The organism is Corynebacterium sp. KPL2838, assembly GCF_040225455.1.
Lineage (GTDB): Bacteria > Actinomycetota > Actinomycetes > Mycobacteriales > Mycobacteriaceae > Corynebacterium > Corynebacterium rhinophilum.
In genome coordinates this window covers 22,142-37,653 of sequence record NZ_JBEHFT010000013.1, presented here as the reverse complement: position 1 = coordinate 37,653, position 15,512 = coordinate 22,142, and the positions used below count along the sequence as shown (strand labels likewise).

Annotated in this window: 13 protein-coding genes; 4 read left to right on the top strand and 9 right to left on the bottom strand. The window is 57.8% G+C overall.

Annotated features, from left to right (window positions below; translation table 11 throughout):
• The first annotated feature begins 28 nt into the window (after nt 1-28).
• The gene (locus ABRP98_RS06180) at nt 29-946 is read left to right on the top strand and encodes a hypothetical protein (protein WP_349858092.1); all 918 of its coding nucleotides are present in this window, start codon (nt 29-31) and stop codon (nt 944-946) included.
• Between the two features lie 109 nt (nt 947-1,055).
• Here ABRP98_RS06180 and ABRP98_RS06175 read toward each other — a convergent pair whose 3' ends face one another.
• A complete protein-coding gene (locus ABRP98_RS06175) occupies nt 1,056-2,003 on the bottom strand; it encodes a LysR substrate-binding domain-containing protein (RefSeq protein ID WP_349858090.1) in 948 nt (315 codons plus the stop codon).
• 162 nt (nt 2,004-2,165) lie between these two features.
• Here ABRP98_RS06175 and ABRP98_RS06170 point away from each other — a divergent pair, with 162 nt between their 5' ends.
• The gene (locus ABRP98_RS06170) at nt 2,166-2,759 is read left to right on the top strand and encodes a peroxiredoxin (RefSeq protein WP_023017366.1); all 594 of its coding nucleotides are present in this window, start codon (nt 2,166-2,168) and stop codon (nt 2,757-2,759) included.
• Between the two features lie 99 nt (nt 2,760-2,858).
• The gene (gene ahpD / locus ABRP98_RS06165) at nt 2,859-3,383 is read left to right on the top strand and encodes an alkylhydroperoxidase, AhpD family (protein WP_349858089.1); all 525 of its coding nucleotides are present in this window, start codon (nt 2,859-2,861) and stop codon (nt 3,381-3,383) included.
• Between the two features lie 119 nt (nt 3,384-3,502).
• On the opposite strand, the gene ABRP98_RS06160 is transcribed toward ahpD, so the two are convergent.
• Both ABRP98_RS06160 and ABRP98_RS06155 read right to left on the bottom strand, forming a co-directional pair.
• Nucleotides 3,503-6,046, bottom strand: a complete 2,544-nt coding sequence (locus ABRP98_RS06160; protein ID WP_349858087.1) for a DEAD/DEAH box helicase — start codon at nt 6,044-6,046, stop codon at nt 3,503-3,505.
• 34 nt (nt 6,047-6,080) lie between these two features.
• Complete coding sequence (locus tag ABRP98_RS06155) at nt 6,081-7,094, bottom strand: PAC2 family protein (RefSeq protein ID WP_349858085.1); 1,014 nt, start codon at nt 7,092-7,094, stop codon at nt 6,081-6,083.
• Nucleotides 7,095-7,354: 260 nt separating this feature from the next.
• Here ABRP98_RS06155 and ABRP98_RS06150 point away from each other — a divergent pair, with 260 nt between their 5' ends.
• Nucleotides 7,355-8,440: a DUF4192 domain-containing protein gene (locus ABRP98_RS06150; protein ID WP_349858083.1), complete on the top strand. Its 1,086-nt coding sequence runs from the start codon at nt 7,355-7,357 to the stop codon at nt 8,438-8,440.
• A gap of 9 nt (nt 8,441-8,449) precedes the next feature.
• Here ABRP98_RS06150 and galE read toward each other — a convergent pair whose 3' ends face one another.
• The 6 genes from galE to ABRP98_RS06120 all read right to left on the bottom strand — a co-directional run bounded on the left by galE (nt 8,450) and on the right by ABRP98_RS06120 (nt 15,253).
• Nucleotides 8,450-9,433 carry a UDP-glucose 4-epimerase GalE gene (galE, locus tag ABRP98_RS06145; protein WP_349858081.1) on the bottom strand — a complete coding sequence of 328 codons (984 nt, stop codon included), beginning with the start codon at nt 9,431-9,433 and terminating at the stop codon, nt 8,450-8,452.
• Between the two features lie 3 nt (nt 9,434-9,436).
• On the bottom strand, nt 9,437-10,114 hold the full coding sequence (locus tag ABRP98_RS06140) for a metal-dependent transcriptional regulator (protein WP_023017369.1): 678 nt from the start codon (nt 10,112-10,114) through the stop codon (nt 9,437-9,439).
• 234 nt (nt 10,115-10,348) lie between these two features.
• Complete coding sequence (locus ABRP98_RS06135) at nt 10,349-11,362, bottom strand: sigma-70 family RNA polymerase sigma factor (RefSeq protein WP_349858080.1); 1,014 nt, start codon at nt 11,360-11,362, stop codon at nt 10,349-10,351.
• Nucleotides 11,363-11,553: 191 nt separating this feature from the next.
• Nucleotides 11,554-12,318 (bottom strand): helix-turn-helix transcriptional regulator, encoded by a 765-nt coding sequence (locus ABRP98_RS06130; RefSeq protein ID WP_502878786.1) that lies wholly within the window; start codon nt 12,316-12,318, stop codon nt 11,554-11,556.
• 129 nt (nt 12,319-12,447) lie between these two features.
• On the bottom strand, nt 12,448-13,821 hold the full coding sequence (locus ABRP98_RS06125) for an L-serine ammonia-lyase (protein WP_349858076.1): 1,374 nt from the start codon (nt 13,819-13,821) through the stop codon (nt 12,448-12,450).
• Between the two features lie 37 nt (nt 13,822-13,858).
• Nucleotides 13,859-15,253, bottom strand: coding sequence for an SLC5/6 family protein (locus ABRP98_RS06120; RefSeq protein WP_349858074.1), 1,395 nt, complete (start codon nt 15,251-15,253; stop codon nt 13,859-13,861).
• Nucleotides 15,254-15,512 lie beyond the last annotated feature (259 nt).

Sequence of the window (15,512 nt, the reverse complement as noted above, 5' to 3'; positions counted from 1 at the left end):
ACCCGAATGCAGAAGGAAGGCACCGCTGATGAACGACGATAAATCCGGTGGAAATGACGATTTTCCGCGCTATGAACCGACTGACCACCCAGAAGACCAGCCGAGCTATGGAAACCTGCCGTCCTACGGTGGCAGCCACGAGAGCTCCGGCAACCAAGGATATGCGGGCTACCAAGCACAGGACAATACCGTAAATCCTGGCGGTTTTACCGGAAAGCCCTCGGCCATCGATTCGATTTCGTGGGGCTTTCGTACAGTATTTAAGAATTGGAAATTGTGGATCCTCGGTTCCTTGCTCGTTGGTGTGATTGCCATCGCTTTCTCCATCGTGGGCATGGCCGTTGCTCCCGCAGAGGGTGCGGATGCCTCCAGTGGGGGAGTCATTGTACAGATCGTGTCCTACGTGATCATGGCCGTCGTCACCTTGTTGGTGATGCGACTGGCGCTCTTCCAGATCGATGATCCGCGCACTGGATGGAGCTATGTGGGCAAGGACGTGCGGTGGTGGCAGCCGCTGGCGATCATGATCATCATCGGCATCATTACCTCGATAGTAATGTTCATCTTCGTTGGTGGCTCAATTTTCCTCGGCCCAGACGCGGGTGCCGACGCCACCGAGGAAGAGGCGTTAGAGGCCATCGCGGGCTTTTTCGGAGTCTTGGCTGTAGTGACTCTCATCGGCCTATTCATCCAACCGCTTTATATGCTGATGCAGTGGTTTGCTGCCGACGGTGACGGGGTCGGCCAAGCCATCAAGAACGGATTTAAGGCCGGTAAAGGAAACTACGGTCAGCTCTTGCTGCTGACGGTGCTCAACGCGCTGATTGTGATTGCCGGCGGCATCCTGCTCCTGGTTGGCTTGATTGTCGCCGTACCGGTTACCTTACTGTCTACGGCTTATTTGTTCCGCCAGTGTGCAGGCCGCGCAGTCGGTCAAGCTGGGTAATCGCTTTGCCATTGTGTAAGGCCACCGAGGCACTGCTTCGGTGGCCTTACACTTATGTGGCGGGAGTAATCGAGCTGAGAGCCCGTGGGGAATCGAAGACGCTTAAGTTTTAGCCCTCCAGCGAGCGCGCGAGGGCATTTTCATAAGCTGCGGTTATCAGGGTGCCGAATTCGCGGAATTCTTCACTGCGTGCGGCAGAGGAGCGGAAGACGAGGCCGACCTCGCGCTCTGCGGTGACATCGGGGGAAAAATAGGCTACACCGAGGTTCTTGCCGTGGCATTCGGTGGCCAATGCGGACTTGGGGATAAGGGTGCAGCCGAGCCCGCCCATCACCAGCTGCATAATGGTGGTCAGTGATGAGGCGCGCGTGACGGAATTGGTTGCCTCTGCCGGGTTGACGTGGGCGTGCCGGCAGAGATCGACGACTTGGTCGCGGAGACAGTGGCCATCGTCAAGCAGCAGCAAGTCTAGGTCCCGCAGCTCCGCCACCTGGACGTCCGTACGCCCGGCGATGGGGTGATCGGGCGGGCTGACGATGGCGAAGTCCTCGGTGTACAGAGGGCTGTCGACCATGCCCGTGGCCTCAGAAGGCAGGGCGAGGATGGCTAGATCGAGGTTGCCGTTGCGCAGGCGCGCGATGAGGTGCTGGGTTTGCTCCTCCACAAAACGCGGCTCAAGTTCTGGGTAGGTCTCCGTAATCATCGCCAGCAAGTCCGGGAGGATATACGGGGCGATGGTCGGGATGACACCAATGGTCAGCGGGCCGGACAGGGTGCCGTGGGCGCCGCGGGCGTGCGCGAGGAAGGTGTCGGCGGCCTCGAGGGTGGACTTGGCATAGGGCAATAGGGTTTCGCCGGCCGACGTCACGATGACCTTGCGGGTGGAGCGCTCGATGAGCTGTACGCCGAGCCCCTGCTCGAGTGCCACGAGGCCCTGGGAGAGGGAAGGCTGAGAGATCTCCAGCTTGGCGGCAGCGGTGCCGAAGTGCTTATTTTCCGCCACGGTGACAAACGTGCGCAGCTGGGCAAGTGTTGGTCGATACTCTTTATTATGCATGCCTATCACTCTAACATTTATCTATAGGATTAGCTATTGACGTGACCGGAATTAATGGTATTGTCTTTGGTGTTGGGCCGGAGAGGGTCCGGCCCGTGGTCCTCGGTACGGGACTGTCGGAAACTTGAAAAAGATTACCCTTTTAAGAAGGAGTTGAAGAACATGCCTATCATGACCGTTGGCGAAAAGTTCCCAGAATTCGACCTCACCGCCCTGACCGGCGGCGACCTGCACAACGTTAACGCTAGCCAGCCAGAGGACTACTTCGAGCAGGTCTCCTTGGACAAGTACGAGGGCAAGTGGAAGGTTGTCTTCTTCTACCCCAAGGACTTCACCTTCGTGTGCCCGACCGAGATCGCTGCCTTTGGCAAGCTGGACGAAGAGTTCCAGGACCGCGACACCCAGGTGCTGGGCGGCTCCACCGATAACGAGTTCGCTCACTTCAACTGGCGCGCAACCCACCCGGACCTGAAGGACGTTCCGTTCCCGATGTTCTCCGACGTGCGCCACGACCTGATCCGCGCACTGGGCGTAGAAAACGCTGACGGCGTTGCTGACCGCGCAACCTTCATCATCGACCCAGATGGCGTCATCCAGTTCGTCTCCGTTACCCCGGACGCTGTGGGCCGTAACGTTGACGAAGTTCTGCGCGTCCTCGACGCCCTGCAGTCCGAAGAGGTCTGCGCCTGCAACTGGGAGAAGAACGATCCAACGAAGAACATCGACAAGATGGACGTCGTTCAGTCCCAGCTTTAAGCCTTAGTTATCAGTTGGTGCTTTCCCCGCCGTTCTGACGGGGCACGCACTTGCCTTGCAATTTAAGTTACTGAGACAAGATTTAGAAGGAGAAAGACCGTGTCTATCGAGAACTTGAAGTCAGCACTGCCTGAGTACGCCAAGGATCAGAAGCTCAACCTTGGTGCGTTGACACGCACGACCGAGCTCAATGAAGAGCAGCTGTGGGGCACCCTGTTGGCTTCGGCGGCAGCTACCCGCAATGACACCGTGATTTCTGAAATCGCGGAAGAGGCGCAAGAGCACCTCTCTGAGGAAGCTACCAACGCCGCTTACGGCGCTGCCACCGTCATGGCGATGAATAACGTTGCCTACCGCGCCAAGGGTTGGTTGGGCGATGACTATGCACAGGTTAAGTTCGGCCTGCGAATGAACTTCATCTCCAAGCCTGGCGTGGAGGACGCTAACTTCGAGCTGTGGAATATCGCCGTGTCCGCCATCAACGGCTGCGAGCACTGCTTGGGCGCCCACACCCAGAAGCTCAACGATACTGGCGCGACCAAGGAACAGGTCTGGGAGGCCATCAAGGTTGCTTCTGTCATTCAGGCAGTCGCACAGGCCGTCCAGATTGAAGCTGCACGCTAAAAGCGCTGATTAATTAGCCTTTAGAATAAGCCACCCCCGCGCGCTGCTTTCGGTTTCCCATAGGATTCCAGATACAGCGCAGGGGGTGGCTTTTATCGTTTTAGCTAACCCGCGTGTGATTAATACTCGACGCGCAACTCTGACAGGCGGACTTCGCCGGCTTCATCGGAGGCGTCCAGATCGACGGTGGCGACGAATTGATAGGCGCGATCGCCTGCTGGGTCCTTAATGATTTGCCGCACGGGCCAGCTGCGGGAGCTTGATTCTTCCAGCCGGAAGTACTCTGGCCCGCGCGCCTCAGGGCCGGTATCAATATCGTCGTATTCGTCGAAGTAGTCATCTAAGACGGCACCAAAATCGGGAATTTCGTCCAGATAATCCAATACCTCGGCGAGGCGGTCTTCTTCCTCCAACGCGAAGAGTTGCGCGAGGCGGAACATGTAATTGCGGACCATAATGCCAAAGGCGCGGCGATTGGCGGTAAGGGCTGTTGGGTCTTCGACGCCGAAGGCCAGCTCGCGGTCGAGCGTATCTTGATCGATGGGGGAGTCTTCACCGGCCATCTGCGCCCATTCATCGACAAGCGAGGAATCCACCTGGCGGATAAGCTCACCTAACCAAACAATGATGTCTTCAATTTGGGGCGTCGTATATTCATCAGGGATGGACTGTTTCAGAGTCCGCCACGCGTCGGTGAGATAACGGAGGATAACTCCCTCAGACCGGGCTAGGCCGTAGGTGGCCACCAAATCCGAGAATGTCATGGCATTTTCTACCATGTCTCGCACTACGGATTTGGGCCGCAGCTCGAATTCCTTTACCCAAGCATTGGTCTCCGCAAAGGTATCGTAGGCCTGTTCGAGCAGCTCCTCTAGCGGCTTGGGCCAGGTGATATCCTCCACGATATTCATGCGGTCGGTATAGTCCACCCCGTCCGCCTTGAGCGCGGCAATTTCTTCCCCGCGCCGCTTCTTCTGTTGGGCCTGCAGCACCTGCCGGGGGTCATCGAGGATCGCCTCAAAGACCGAGATCACGTCCAGGTGATAGCTCTCCGCCTCCGGGTCCAAGAGGGAGAGCGCGGCCAACGCGAAGGGGCCGAGTGGCTGGTTCAAGGCAAAGTCTCGCGGCAACTCCCGCACGAGGTGGTACGGACGGCCGTAGATATCGAGCCCCTTCGTGGATTTTTGGACCACGCCGGAATCCACCAATCCGCGGAAGAGGTCGAGGGCGGTGAGGATGTCCTTGTTCTGCTTGCTGCGGGGATCGTGATTATCGCGCAAGAGGTGGCGCATATGCGCATAGCCATCGCCGTGGCGGGCTAAGACATTGAGCAGCATCGAATTCGAGACCCGGAATTGCGAGGTCAACTGCTCTGGTTCTGCTTCCGTGAGCCGCGCAAAGGTCTTCTCGGACCAAGAGACTTCGCCCTCGCGTGCTGATTTCTTCTTAAGCTTCTTCAGCCGCTTCGGGTCATCGCCAATGCGCCTGCGGGCCTTGGCATTTTCAATCTCGTGCTCAGGGGCCTCGACGACGACGGTGCCTTCTGTGTCATAGCCCGCGCGCCCTGCGCGCCCCGCAATCTGGTGGAATTCGCGGGATTTCAAGATGCGCTGGCGTTGCCCATCAAATTTGGCCAGGCCGGTCATCAATACGGTGCGGATGGGCACGTTGATGCCCACGCCCAAGGTATCGGTGCCGCAAATAACCTTGAGGAGGCCGCGTTGCGCGAGGCGCTCCACAAGCCGCCGGTACTTGGGCAGCATTCCCGCGTGGTGGATGCCAATGCCCTTGCGAAGCAACTTTGAGAGGTCTTTGCCAAAGGCAGTGGTAAAGCGGAACCCGCCGATTTCTTCAGCGATGTTTTCCTTTTCCTCTTTGCTAATGATGCCAGACAGCGAGGTCAGTGCTTGGGCACGCTCGGCTGCCTCGCGCTGGGAAAAGTGCACGACATAAATAGGCGCCTTATTATCGGCGAGCAGCTCTTCGATGGTTTCGTGCACCGCGCTGAAAACATAAGAAAACTCCAGCGGGACCGGGCGGGTGGAGCCGGCTACCAGATTAGTCTCACGCCCCGTGCGGCGGGTGAGGTCTTCCTGCAGCCAGTCTGTATCACCGAGCGTGGCGGACATTAAGAGGAATTGCGCCTTGGGTAGTTCCAAGAGCGGAACCTGCCACGCCCAGCCGCGATCTGGATCGGAGTAGTAGTGGAATTCATCCATGACCACTTGGTCGATGTTGGCCTCGGCGCCATCGCGAAGCGCGATATTGGCAACGATCTCGGCGGTGGCGGCGATGATGGGGGCGTTGCCGTTTACGGTGGCATCGCCAGTCATCATGCCCACATTCTCTGCGCCGAAGATTTCACACAGCGCAAAGAACTTCTCGCTGACCAGCGCCTTAATGGGCGCGGTATAAAAACTCCGCTGTCCACGGGCTAGGGCGATGAAGTGGGCGGCGTTGGCCACCATGGACTTTCCCGAACCCGTGGGGGTCGCGAGGATGACGTTATCTCCGGCCAAGATGCCGAGCGAGGCCTCCTCCTGCGCGGGATATAGATTGATTCCCTTGCTGGTGGTCCACGAGTTAAAAGTATCCCAAATGGCCTCATCGATGAGGGACTCGGGGACTTCCGTTAAATCTGCCAGCTGCTGAGATAAGTTCACCCCCACCACCTTAGCGGCGATGGGGGCGGGTTCGTTAGATATCGTCGCCTAAGTCTCTGTCATCATCGGCAGAGTCTTCGCGGTCATCAATATCAGTATGGATAATCTCCTCGCTATCGGACTCATCGAGCGAGGCGAGGAAGGCTTCGAATTCTTCGCTGATTTCCTCCGCGCTGGGCACGGCTTCCTCGCCCGGCATAATGGCCTGTGGGTGCTCTTCGCGGTAGCGGTCCATGAAGGCATCGTATTGCTGCTCCAATTGCTGGACCACGCCCTCAATCTCTTCCGAACCATTGACCTGCTCATCCAGCTGGCCCTCGACGCGGGAAATATCAGCCTCAATGCTGCCCAGCGGAATATTGAGCTGTGCGGCTTTAGCCACGGAGTCAAGGAGCTCCAAGGTGGCCTGCGGGTACGGGGACGCAGCCAGGTAGTGCGGCACGTGCGCGGTATAGCCCGCGACCGTCCGGCCCTTATCCGCTAAGGCCTTTTCTATATAGAGCGCCGCGGCTCCCGGAACCATCATCGTCGAGTCCATCTTGACCATGCCTTCCGTCAGGCGGGAGGCAGTACCGTGTGCGGTGACCACGGTGGGGCGGGTGTGCGGCACGGGCATCGGCGCGGCGTAGAGCATGATGGTGTCTTCAATATCAAATTTCTCCACCAGTTTTACCACCGCCGTAGTAAAGGCTTCCCAGCGCATATCCGGCTCAGGACCGGAGAGAAGGAGGAAGGACTTCCCGGAATTATCCCGGAGGACCTTCAAGCCCAAATCCATGGGTTCTACCTCTAGGGCCCGGTCATTATCGATGGTGACGGCGGGGCGGCGGGAGCGGTAATCGATGAGCTCATCAGAGTTAAAGGAGGCTAGCTGGCGGTTTTCCAGCGCCGCCTTGAGATGATCGGCGCTCGACTCAATAGCCTGGCCTGCATCGGCATAGCCGTGCATGGCAACAATCATGGTGGGGCCTTTTCCTTCACCGGAATTGTCCTTGACCACCGGAGCGGGGTACTCCAATTCGTACATGCTGCGCTCTTCTTCGTGCATGATGTGTTACCTCCTTGGTCTCTTAATCTAGATCAACGACCGCCAAGACCGTACTATTCCCACACGCACTCAGTTCAGTGTTCGCGGAGTAGTTAAATAACCCATTATGCCCTAACTCGGCAACCCGCGCTAGGCCCGGTGCGATGGGGTTGTGCATAACTGCTTGCCGATGCCCCCTTCCACCCACCTTATCCACAGATTTCGGCCCTCTGCCTGTGGTGGGCTTTCGGTACTTGCCGCAGGCCCCGAAGCTAGGAGCCATGAAGATCACAACACCACAACAGCCCATCCGTACACCCGGCGATATCCTTGCCAATATTCCAGGAATCCTCGGATTCTTTCCAGCAGAATCCATCGTCCTCATCTCCATCGAACCAACTCCAGCAGGCCGCACCATGGGGCCAGTCGCGCGTGTAGACCTGTCCGATGTCCCTGCGGCCCTTCCAGAGATCATGAGCGCCTTTCATTGCGGCAACCCCGAAGTCGTCCTCGGTTTTATCATCTCCCAGCGCGAGGAAGTAGAGCTCTGGGAGATGATCGAGTCGCTCTACCACTTCGAAGATGACCAGGGCACCGGAATTGATGCCTGCTGGCTGGTGGAGGAAATTGCCACAGCCACTGCCTACGACCTCGTATTCGGCTTTAGTACCGGCAACGGCAAGGGCCCCATGCAAGCCTGGACCGAAGGAACTATTCCCGCTATTTCTACTAGCTCTTCCATGCGCGCCTGCGTAGAAAACGGCACTTTGCCGGAACTTTCCCGCAATGAGCTGGTCCAGCAATTCGCCCCGCACAATCCGTACTTCGGGCAAGAAGAAATCGTGTCCATGCAGCGTTGCGCTGAGGAATTGTCTCGGCAGATGCGCGCCGGCCACGGCTACGGCACGACGGATCCAACCCGTGTGGTCCAGCACCTCATCGCGGATGCGCAATATGTATTAAGTGAGGTAGAAACCCTGGAAGAGACGTTGGATAACGAAGAATTACTCTGCGTGGGGGCAATGTGGATGTCGACGACGTGGATGCGAGACCTAGTCATCCGGGACCTCGTCGAATCCCCGCACGCGGCCGGCACCTTGCTTTTGGCCACGGCGCGCACCTTTGGCGGCCCCATCCGCTATAACGCCCTAGCGTTATATGCAGCGACCCAGGTGGCGCAGAAATTCGGACTCTATGCCGGCCCGGCGCTGACCGTCGCCATCGATGAGGCGCCGGGGCACAATTTGAGTCAGCTCATCGCCCGGGCCTATCGCAGCGGAATGGGGGAACGCCTCATTACTAGCTTGAGCCGCGGTTGCGACGCGGCGCGGGAGGCAGCGGGAATCGATGCCGATGGCTTTGTGTAGCCCCGCGCTTTAGCGCCGCGCCGAATGCGCCCGGTCACCGAGCTGGCGCGTGAAATTCCACGCGTCGGTCACGATGGTTTCCAAGTCGGTGCGCTGGGGGTTCCAGTCCAGCTCCCGCTTGATCTTGTCTGAGGATGCAATGAGAGTGGCTGGGTCTCCGGCACGGCGCGGGGCGATCTCCGCCGGAATCTCGTGGCCGGTGACTTTCCGGCACATCTCGATGACCTGCTTGACGGAGTATCCCTCGCCGGAACCCAAGTTATAGATCCGGTGGGTGCCGGGGGCATTGCTGTGGAGGGCAAGCACGTGGGCATCGGCAAGATCGCGGATATGGATGTAGTCGCGCACCGGCGTTCCATCCGGGGTATCCCAATCCGTGCCAAACATGAAAATCTTATCGCGGTGCCCCAGAGCAACCTGCAGGACAATGGGGATTAGGTGGGTTTCAATCTCGCGGTTTTCGCCGATGGAGCCGTAGGCACCGGCGACGTTAAAATAGCGCAGGGACGTTGCCCCGAGCCCAAAGGCCTGTGCAAAAGAGGTAATCATGTAGTCGATAGCCAATTTGCTAGCGCCATAGGGGTTCGTGGGCTGGGTCGGCATGTCCTCAGTAATAGGAACCTGCTCCGGCTCGCCGTAGGTGGCCGCGGTGGAAGAAAAGACGAGGCTTTTCACATCGTTATCGCGCATGGCATTGAGCAGGCGCAGCGTGGTCACGACGTTGTGCTGCCAGTATTCGTCCGGCTTTTCCACGGATTCACCGACGAGCGAGCGGGCGGCGAAGTGGAGGACCCCCTCAAAGCCGCCTTCGCCCAGTACCTCTGCGGCCTTGTCGGCCACATCGCCTTCTACCACGCGGGCTGCGGGCGGCACGGCATCCCTATTACCCGTGGAAAAGTTATCGATGATGGTGACATCGTGGCCCTGCTCTACGAGGACTGCGGAACACACGCTGCCGACATAGCCGGCACCGCCAGTAACCAAAAGCTTCATGGCCTAGACCTCCACGCGCACGGCGTGTGCGAGATCATCTGCCAAGGTGATGACCTTACCCGAGGGAGTGGTAAGCGAAATCGTGCCGCCATTATTGACCACGGTGACCTCGGTACCGATGCGGATGCCAGCCTCTGCGAGTTCCCGGAAGGTGGCCTCATCCACCTGCAGGATCTCGTTAATCTGGATAATCTTTGCGGACTTCTCTTCGCCATCGGGGAGATCGATAGCCCGCGTCCCAATCGATGGCTCGGGGACCTGGAAACCCAGTTCCGCTAGCGCCGGAATGGGGTTGCCAAAAGGCGAGCGGCTGGGGTCATCGAGGACCGATACCATGCGCTTTTCCACCTCTTCGCTCATCACGTGCTCCCAGCGGCAGGCCTCATCGTGGACCTTGCTGATATCGAGCCCGAGGACATCAGTAAGCAAACGCTCCGCGAGTCGGTGCTTGCGCATCACTGCCGTGGCCAATTCGCGTCCCTTTTCGGTTAGATCCAAGCTCCTGTCCGAACGAACGTGGAGGAGGCCATCGCGCTCCATGCGAGCAACGGTTTGGGATACGGTAGGTCCGGACTGCTCTAGGCGTTCCGCAATCCGGGCGCGCAGGGGAGTGATGCCTTCTTCTTCCAATTCATAAATGGTCCGAAGGTACATCTCAGTAGTATCAACGAGGTCCCTCACGTGGGCATACCTTTCTTTGAAAACAGTAATGCGTGCCGTGCGCAAAGCAGACAGCGCTTTTTACATTCTGTATCCAGACTAGCTTAAGTTGCCCTAAGTTTGCTGGAGAGATTTTAAGGAGACGAGTTCGTACTCGCCGCTTGCATAGAGAATGCGACCTCGAAAGTACACTGGAAAAATTCTCGGCGGCACAGTCGAGGTCGCGATTAAATAAGGTTCAGGAGGCGAAAAGTTTTACAGCGCGTACTCGCGCAGGCGGTCGGCGCGGTTGCCATCGCGCAACTTTGCCATGACCTCACGCTCGATTTGGCGTACGCGTTCGCGGGAGAGCCCGAACCGGCGACCAATCTGGTCGAGGGTGCGTGGCACGCCGTCATCCAAGCCGTAGCGCAGGCGAATGACGTCCTGCTCGCGCTTTTCTAGCGTATCGATGACACCGCGAATATCGGAGTGGCGCATGGAGGCCACGACGGCGGTCTCAGCATCGGTAGCCTCAGCATCTTCGATGAAGTCGCCCAACGGGGCTTCCTCGTCGGTGCCGACGGGCATGTCGAGCGAGACGGGATCGCGGGACTGGCGCAGCAGCATCTCGATCTTGTTCTCATCGATGCCGGATTCCTCCGACAGCTCCTCATTGGTCGCCTCGCGGCCCAAGGACTGATACATCTCACGTTTGATGCGGGAAAGCTTATTTACCTGTTCCACCAAGTGGACCGGGAGGCGGATGGTGCGCGACTGATCGGCCATACCGCGGGTAATGGCTTGGCGGATCCACCACGTGGCGTAGGTGGAGAACTTAAAGCCCTTGGCATAATCGAACTTTTCCATGGCGCGGATAAGGCCAAGGTTGCCCTCTTGGATGAGGTCCAATAGTGGCATGCCGCGGCCGGTGTAACGCTTGGCCAAGGAGACTACGAGGCGGAGGTTTGCCTCCAGCAGGTGGGAGCGGGCCTTCTTGCCTTCGCGAGCCAAGATCTTCAGGTCGCGCTTTTCTGCGCGCGTCAGCTTCTCTGCGTTATTGAGCTTGTATTCTGCATACAGGCCCACCTCAATGGTTTGCGCGAGTTCAACCTCGTCCTCGGCGCTGAGCAGGGCGGTCCTACCGATTCCGTTGAGGTAGACGCGTACCAAGTCCGCAGAGGGATTGTCATTGGTTTGATTGCGGCGAGATCCGCGGTCTACTTCCTGTTCCTCATCAGTAGCGGCAGTCGAAGTGCCATTGGCGGTGTTGGCAGATGGATTCGTCATCTTTCAGCCTCCTGAAATTGTCGCCTGTTTCAAAAAGTACAACGGTGTTAGGCCGCATTTAGTTCCCGCGCATCCTGAAATCTTTAAAACGGCGACGTGCCGGGCGTTTTGCCCCACCTTTTTGGGGGCGTCGGCAAGCGCATGCGCCACGTGAACGCGGTAAAACCGCTCATCCACGTGGCGGGGGCGTCTTAGCCGCGGACTTGTACGAGGTAGCGATATACCGTGGGCTCAGACACGCCGAGCCGAGCGGCCGCGGCGGCGATGCCACCTTTGAGGAGGAAGAAACCAGCGTCTTCAAGGGAAGCGATGACTTCGAGCCGTTCGTTGCGCTGCATCGCCTCGACCGGAGTGGAGTGCGTGGAAATCGCGGAATCCAGCATGGAGTCCAGAAGGTGCTCGACATTGGAACGCAGTGATTCGCTATAGGGCGCTTCCGGCTTTTTATTCGCCGTCGCTTCAGATGCCGGAGTTTTTGGCGGTGTGGTGGTGTCGGGGTAGCCACTGAAGGCCTTCGCCTTATCGATGGCCGGTTCGGTGCCACCGATCATCGCGTTAGCGGCATCGCGGATTTGGATCAGCTCGGATAATTCCACATTGATACAAAGCATGCCGCGCATATGGCCGGTGGTATCGCGCAGGAAATAGCTTGAGGAGCGGCACACTTTCCCCTCGCCATTGACCGCGCGGTATCCCGTCATCATTGGAACGGCCGCCGCGTCGCCCTGTTTCATGAACCAGAGGGCAAAGTCTGTGACCGGGCCGCCTAGTTCGCGTCCAGAGATGTGGCCGTTGGCAATGGCAATGATGGATTTATCGGGTACATCGAGATCATGAAGCACGATTTCGGTGTTAGGGCCCATGGCCTGACCGAGGAAATCGACGAGTGGTATGTACTGCTCGAGGAAGTTTTCTTCGGGGGCATGGCTGCTAGAAAGGTTCATTAGCTGAAGCATGTCCTTATAATTCCTGTCAGATTATTGATAAGGTACCACAAAGTAACGACAAAAGGAGGCGAGTAACCGGCCGTGGCCAAGTACTCACCTCCTTATATGGCGCTCTTTCCGGAGCCTAGGGTGCCGACATTAACCACATACCGGAATGGGCGGGTGCACCGCTAGGGCGAGGCCGCCTTGTGAGGTTTCCCGGTATTTGGCGTTGATGTCCTTGCCGGTGTTGTACATGGTCCAGATCACCTCATCGAGGCTGACACATGGCTTGCTTTCGCGGTCCAAGGCCATGCGCGCGCTGGTAATTGCGTCTACCGCGGCTACGGCGTTGCGCTCGATGCAGGGGACTTGCACCTGGCCTAGGACCGGGTCACAGGTCAGGCCCAATTTGTGTTCCATGCCGATTTCGGCCGCCACGCAGACTTGTTCCGGTGTCGCCCCCATCAGTTGGGCCAGCCCGGCTGCTGCCATGGAACAGGCGACGCCAATTTCTCCTTGGCAGCCTACTTCCGCACCGGAAATGGAGGCATTCATCTTGTAGAGCGCGGCGATATGGTTGCAGGCGAAGATATAGTCCGCGAACATGCTTGGAGTAACCGGCTCAACGAATTCATCGAAATAGGCCAGTACCGCAGGCACGACGCCGCATGCGCCGTTGGTAGGCGCGGTGACGACGCGGCCACAGGCGGCATTTTCCTCCGAAATGGCCAGGGCAAACATATTCACCCAGCTCAAAATGTTGAGGCCATCGTGGGGGTCGGATTGTTCCAGCCTGCGCTTCAGGGCGGCGGCGCGGCGCGGCACGAGCAGGGCGCCGGGCAGGGGGCCATCGGTTGTGGAGCCACGCTTGATGCCGGTGTACATGACATCGCGGACCTTGCGCAGGTGCTCGTCGATGTCCCCCTCGCTGTGCAGCGCCTTTTCATTAGCCCTGCCGAGCTCCGGAAGTGTCATATTATTGGTTTCGCACAGCGCCAGTAGTTCTTCCGCGCTGGCATAAGCGAATGGGACGTCGACTGTGTCTTGGGTGCGCATGGCGAAGTCTTCTTGCTTGACGATGAACCCGCCGCCCACTGAGTAATAGGTCTTGTGCAGGATGTCTTCCTCGCCGGCAAAGGCGATAAGGCACATGCCGTTTTCATGCATGGGGAGGTATTCGTCGTGGAAGTAGAAGCCGCCGTCTTTGGGGAAGCTCACCTTGTGCGTGCCTCCGAGAAGGAGCGTTTCGCTCTGGTTGATCTCTTTCATGAAGGCGGAGATGCCGTCGATATCGACGGTTTCTGGTTCTTCGCCGGCCAGTCCCAACAGGATGGCTTTATCGGTGGAGTGGCCCACACCGGTCAAGGATAGGGAGCCGTAGACGTTGGCCTGGACGCGGGTGACCTTATCCATGAGGCCTTTTTCTTTGAGCTCATCGACGAAGGCCTTGCCGGCTTTCATTGGCCCAAGGGTGTGTGAGCTTGAGGGGCCGATGCCGATCTTGAACATATCGAAGATGCTGATGAACATGGTTTTCTCCTGGAAAATCCTGAGAAGCAAGTGCTGCTTAGAAAGCCTGCACGATGGAGTAGATGATGGTGGCCAGGGCAACAAGGCCCATGGTGAAGACGAAGTAGTTGGAGGCCTTGCCCTTGAAGCGGGCGAGCGCTGGGACCTTGTGGATGGCAATCATCGGAATAAGGAACAGCATGATGGCGATGGTCGGGCCGCAGAGGGTTTCAATCATGCCGAGGATGGAAGGATCTGCCCAGGCAACGAGCCATGCGGTTACCAGCATGAAGACGAGCGTGATGGTGTCGAGCTTGTGGCTGGATTCTGCATCATCTTTATTGGCATTTTTGCTGCCTTTGACCAGGAGGCCTTCAAAGCCTTCTGCAGCGCCGAGGTAGTGGCCCAAAAAGGACTTGGCTACGGCAATCATGGCGATGATGGGGGCAATCCACTGGATGACGGGGTTATCAAAGTGGTTGGCCAGGTAAGACAAGATGGTGATGTTTTGTTCCTTGGCCTCGGCCATATCCGCAGGCGATAGGCTGAGCGCGCAGGAGAAGACGAAGAACATCACGACGACGACCATGAGGATTTCCGCGCGGAGCAAGATCTTGCGGGACTTGTATTCCGCGTACTTGCCGTAGGTCTGGCGGCGGTCAACGGCGAAGGAAGAAATCATGGGCGAGTGGTTGAAGGAAAAGACCATAACTGGGACCAAGAGCATCAAGGTAATACCCATGCCGTGGCCGGAAGCTTCGCGCGCGACGTCGAGGTCGAAGCTATCAAAGAGTGCGGTATTCCACTTGGGGATGAGGTACAGCGAGAGCAGGACCAGGATACCGATGAACGGGTATACCAAGTAGGACATAACGTGGACGACCACGCTTTTGCCCATGCGTACGACGAGGATGAGTCCGCCTACGAGAACCAACGAGGTAAGCCACCGCTCCGGTGGAGTGATACCTAGCTGGTGTTCCAAGAAGGAATTGACCGTGTTGGTGATGGTTACCGAGTACACCAACAGGATGGGGTAGACGGAAAGGAAGTAGAGGATATTCATCAGCACGCCGGCTTTAACGCCGAAGTGTTCCTCCACGACGTCGGTGAGATCGCCATCTGGCTTCGAGCTTGATAGGACCAAGCGGGTCATGCCGCGGTGGGCCCAGTAGGTCATCGGCAAGGCGACGACGGTCATGATAAGAAGCGGGATGATGCCGCCGATACCAGCGTTAATAGGAAGGAAGAGCACGCCGGCACCAATGGCGGTGCCGAATAGGGAGAGCATCCAAACGGTGTCTTCCTTGTTCCACGCCGGGGCGCCTTCTTGGCCTGCAAATGGGGTCTCTATGCCGTCAGCAGGTGGCTTTTCTTCTGCGGGTAGTTGTTCCGGAATTTGCGCACTGTGTTCCGGGTGTTCGACTTGTCCGTGGCGCAAGAGCTTGTGGGACATTTTCTTTCCTCCTCTGCATGGGGTTGACCGAAGCTTGAGGGCTCCTGTCACCCTGGAGTGAGAAAATATTTTCTCTCACCAGCGTGTGCGGGCAAGGGCCTGAAACTAAACTTTCAGCTTGTATCCAGCCCATTCACTTCGTTACGCGTTAAGTATAAGCCCGCGGTAATGCCACGTGATAATAATTTATTACATTTTGGGATAGGTTAATTATCACTCTAAAAAAGCTTGCGCGGCACCCAGCGATATGCATTGTTGA

Coding starts and splice junctions, on each gene's coding strand:
- ABRP98_RS06180 (WP_349858092.1), top strand. CDS start 29: ATGAACGACGATAAATCCGGTGGAAATGACGATTTTCCGCGCTATGAA.
- ABRP98_RS06175 (WP_349858090.1), bottom strand. CDS start 2,003: ATGCATAATAAAGAGTATCGACCAACACTTGCCCAGCTGCGCACGTTT.
- ABRP98_RS06170 (WP_023017366.1), top strand. CDS start 2,166: ATGCCTATCATGACCGTTGGCGAAAAGTTCCCAGAATTCGACCTCACC.
- ABRP98_RS06155 (WP_349858085.1), bottom strand. CDS start 7,094: ATGCACGAAGAAGAGCGCAGCATGTACGAATTGGAGTACCCCGCTCCG.
- ABRP98_RS06150 (WP_349858083.1), top strand. CDS start 7,355: ATGAAGATCACAACACCACAACAGCCCATCCGTACACCCGGCGATATC.
- galE (WP_349858081.1), bottom strand. CDS start 9,433: ATGAAGCTTTTGGTTACTGGCGGTGCCGGCTATGTCGGCAGCGTGTGT.
- ABRP98_RS06135 (WP_349858080.1), bottom strand. CDS start 11,362: ATGACGAATCCATCTGCCAACACCGCCAATGGCACTTCGACTGCCGCT.
- ABRP98_RS06130 (WP_502878786.1), bottom strand. CDS start 12,318: ATGCTTCAGCTAATGAACCTTTCTAGCAGCCATGCCCCCGAAGAAAAC.
- ABRP98_RS06125 (WP_349858076.1), bottom strand. CDS start 13,821: ATGTTCATCAGCATCTTCGATATGTTCAAGATCGGCATCGGCCCCTCA.
- ABRP98_RS06120 (WP_349858074.1), bottom strand. CDS start 15,253: ATGTCCCACAAGCTCTTGCGCCACGGACAAGTCGAACACCCGGAACAC.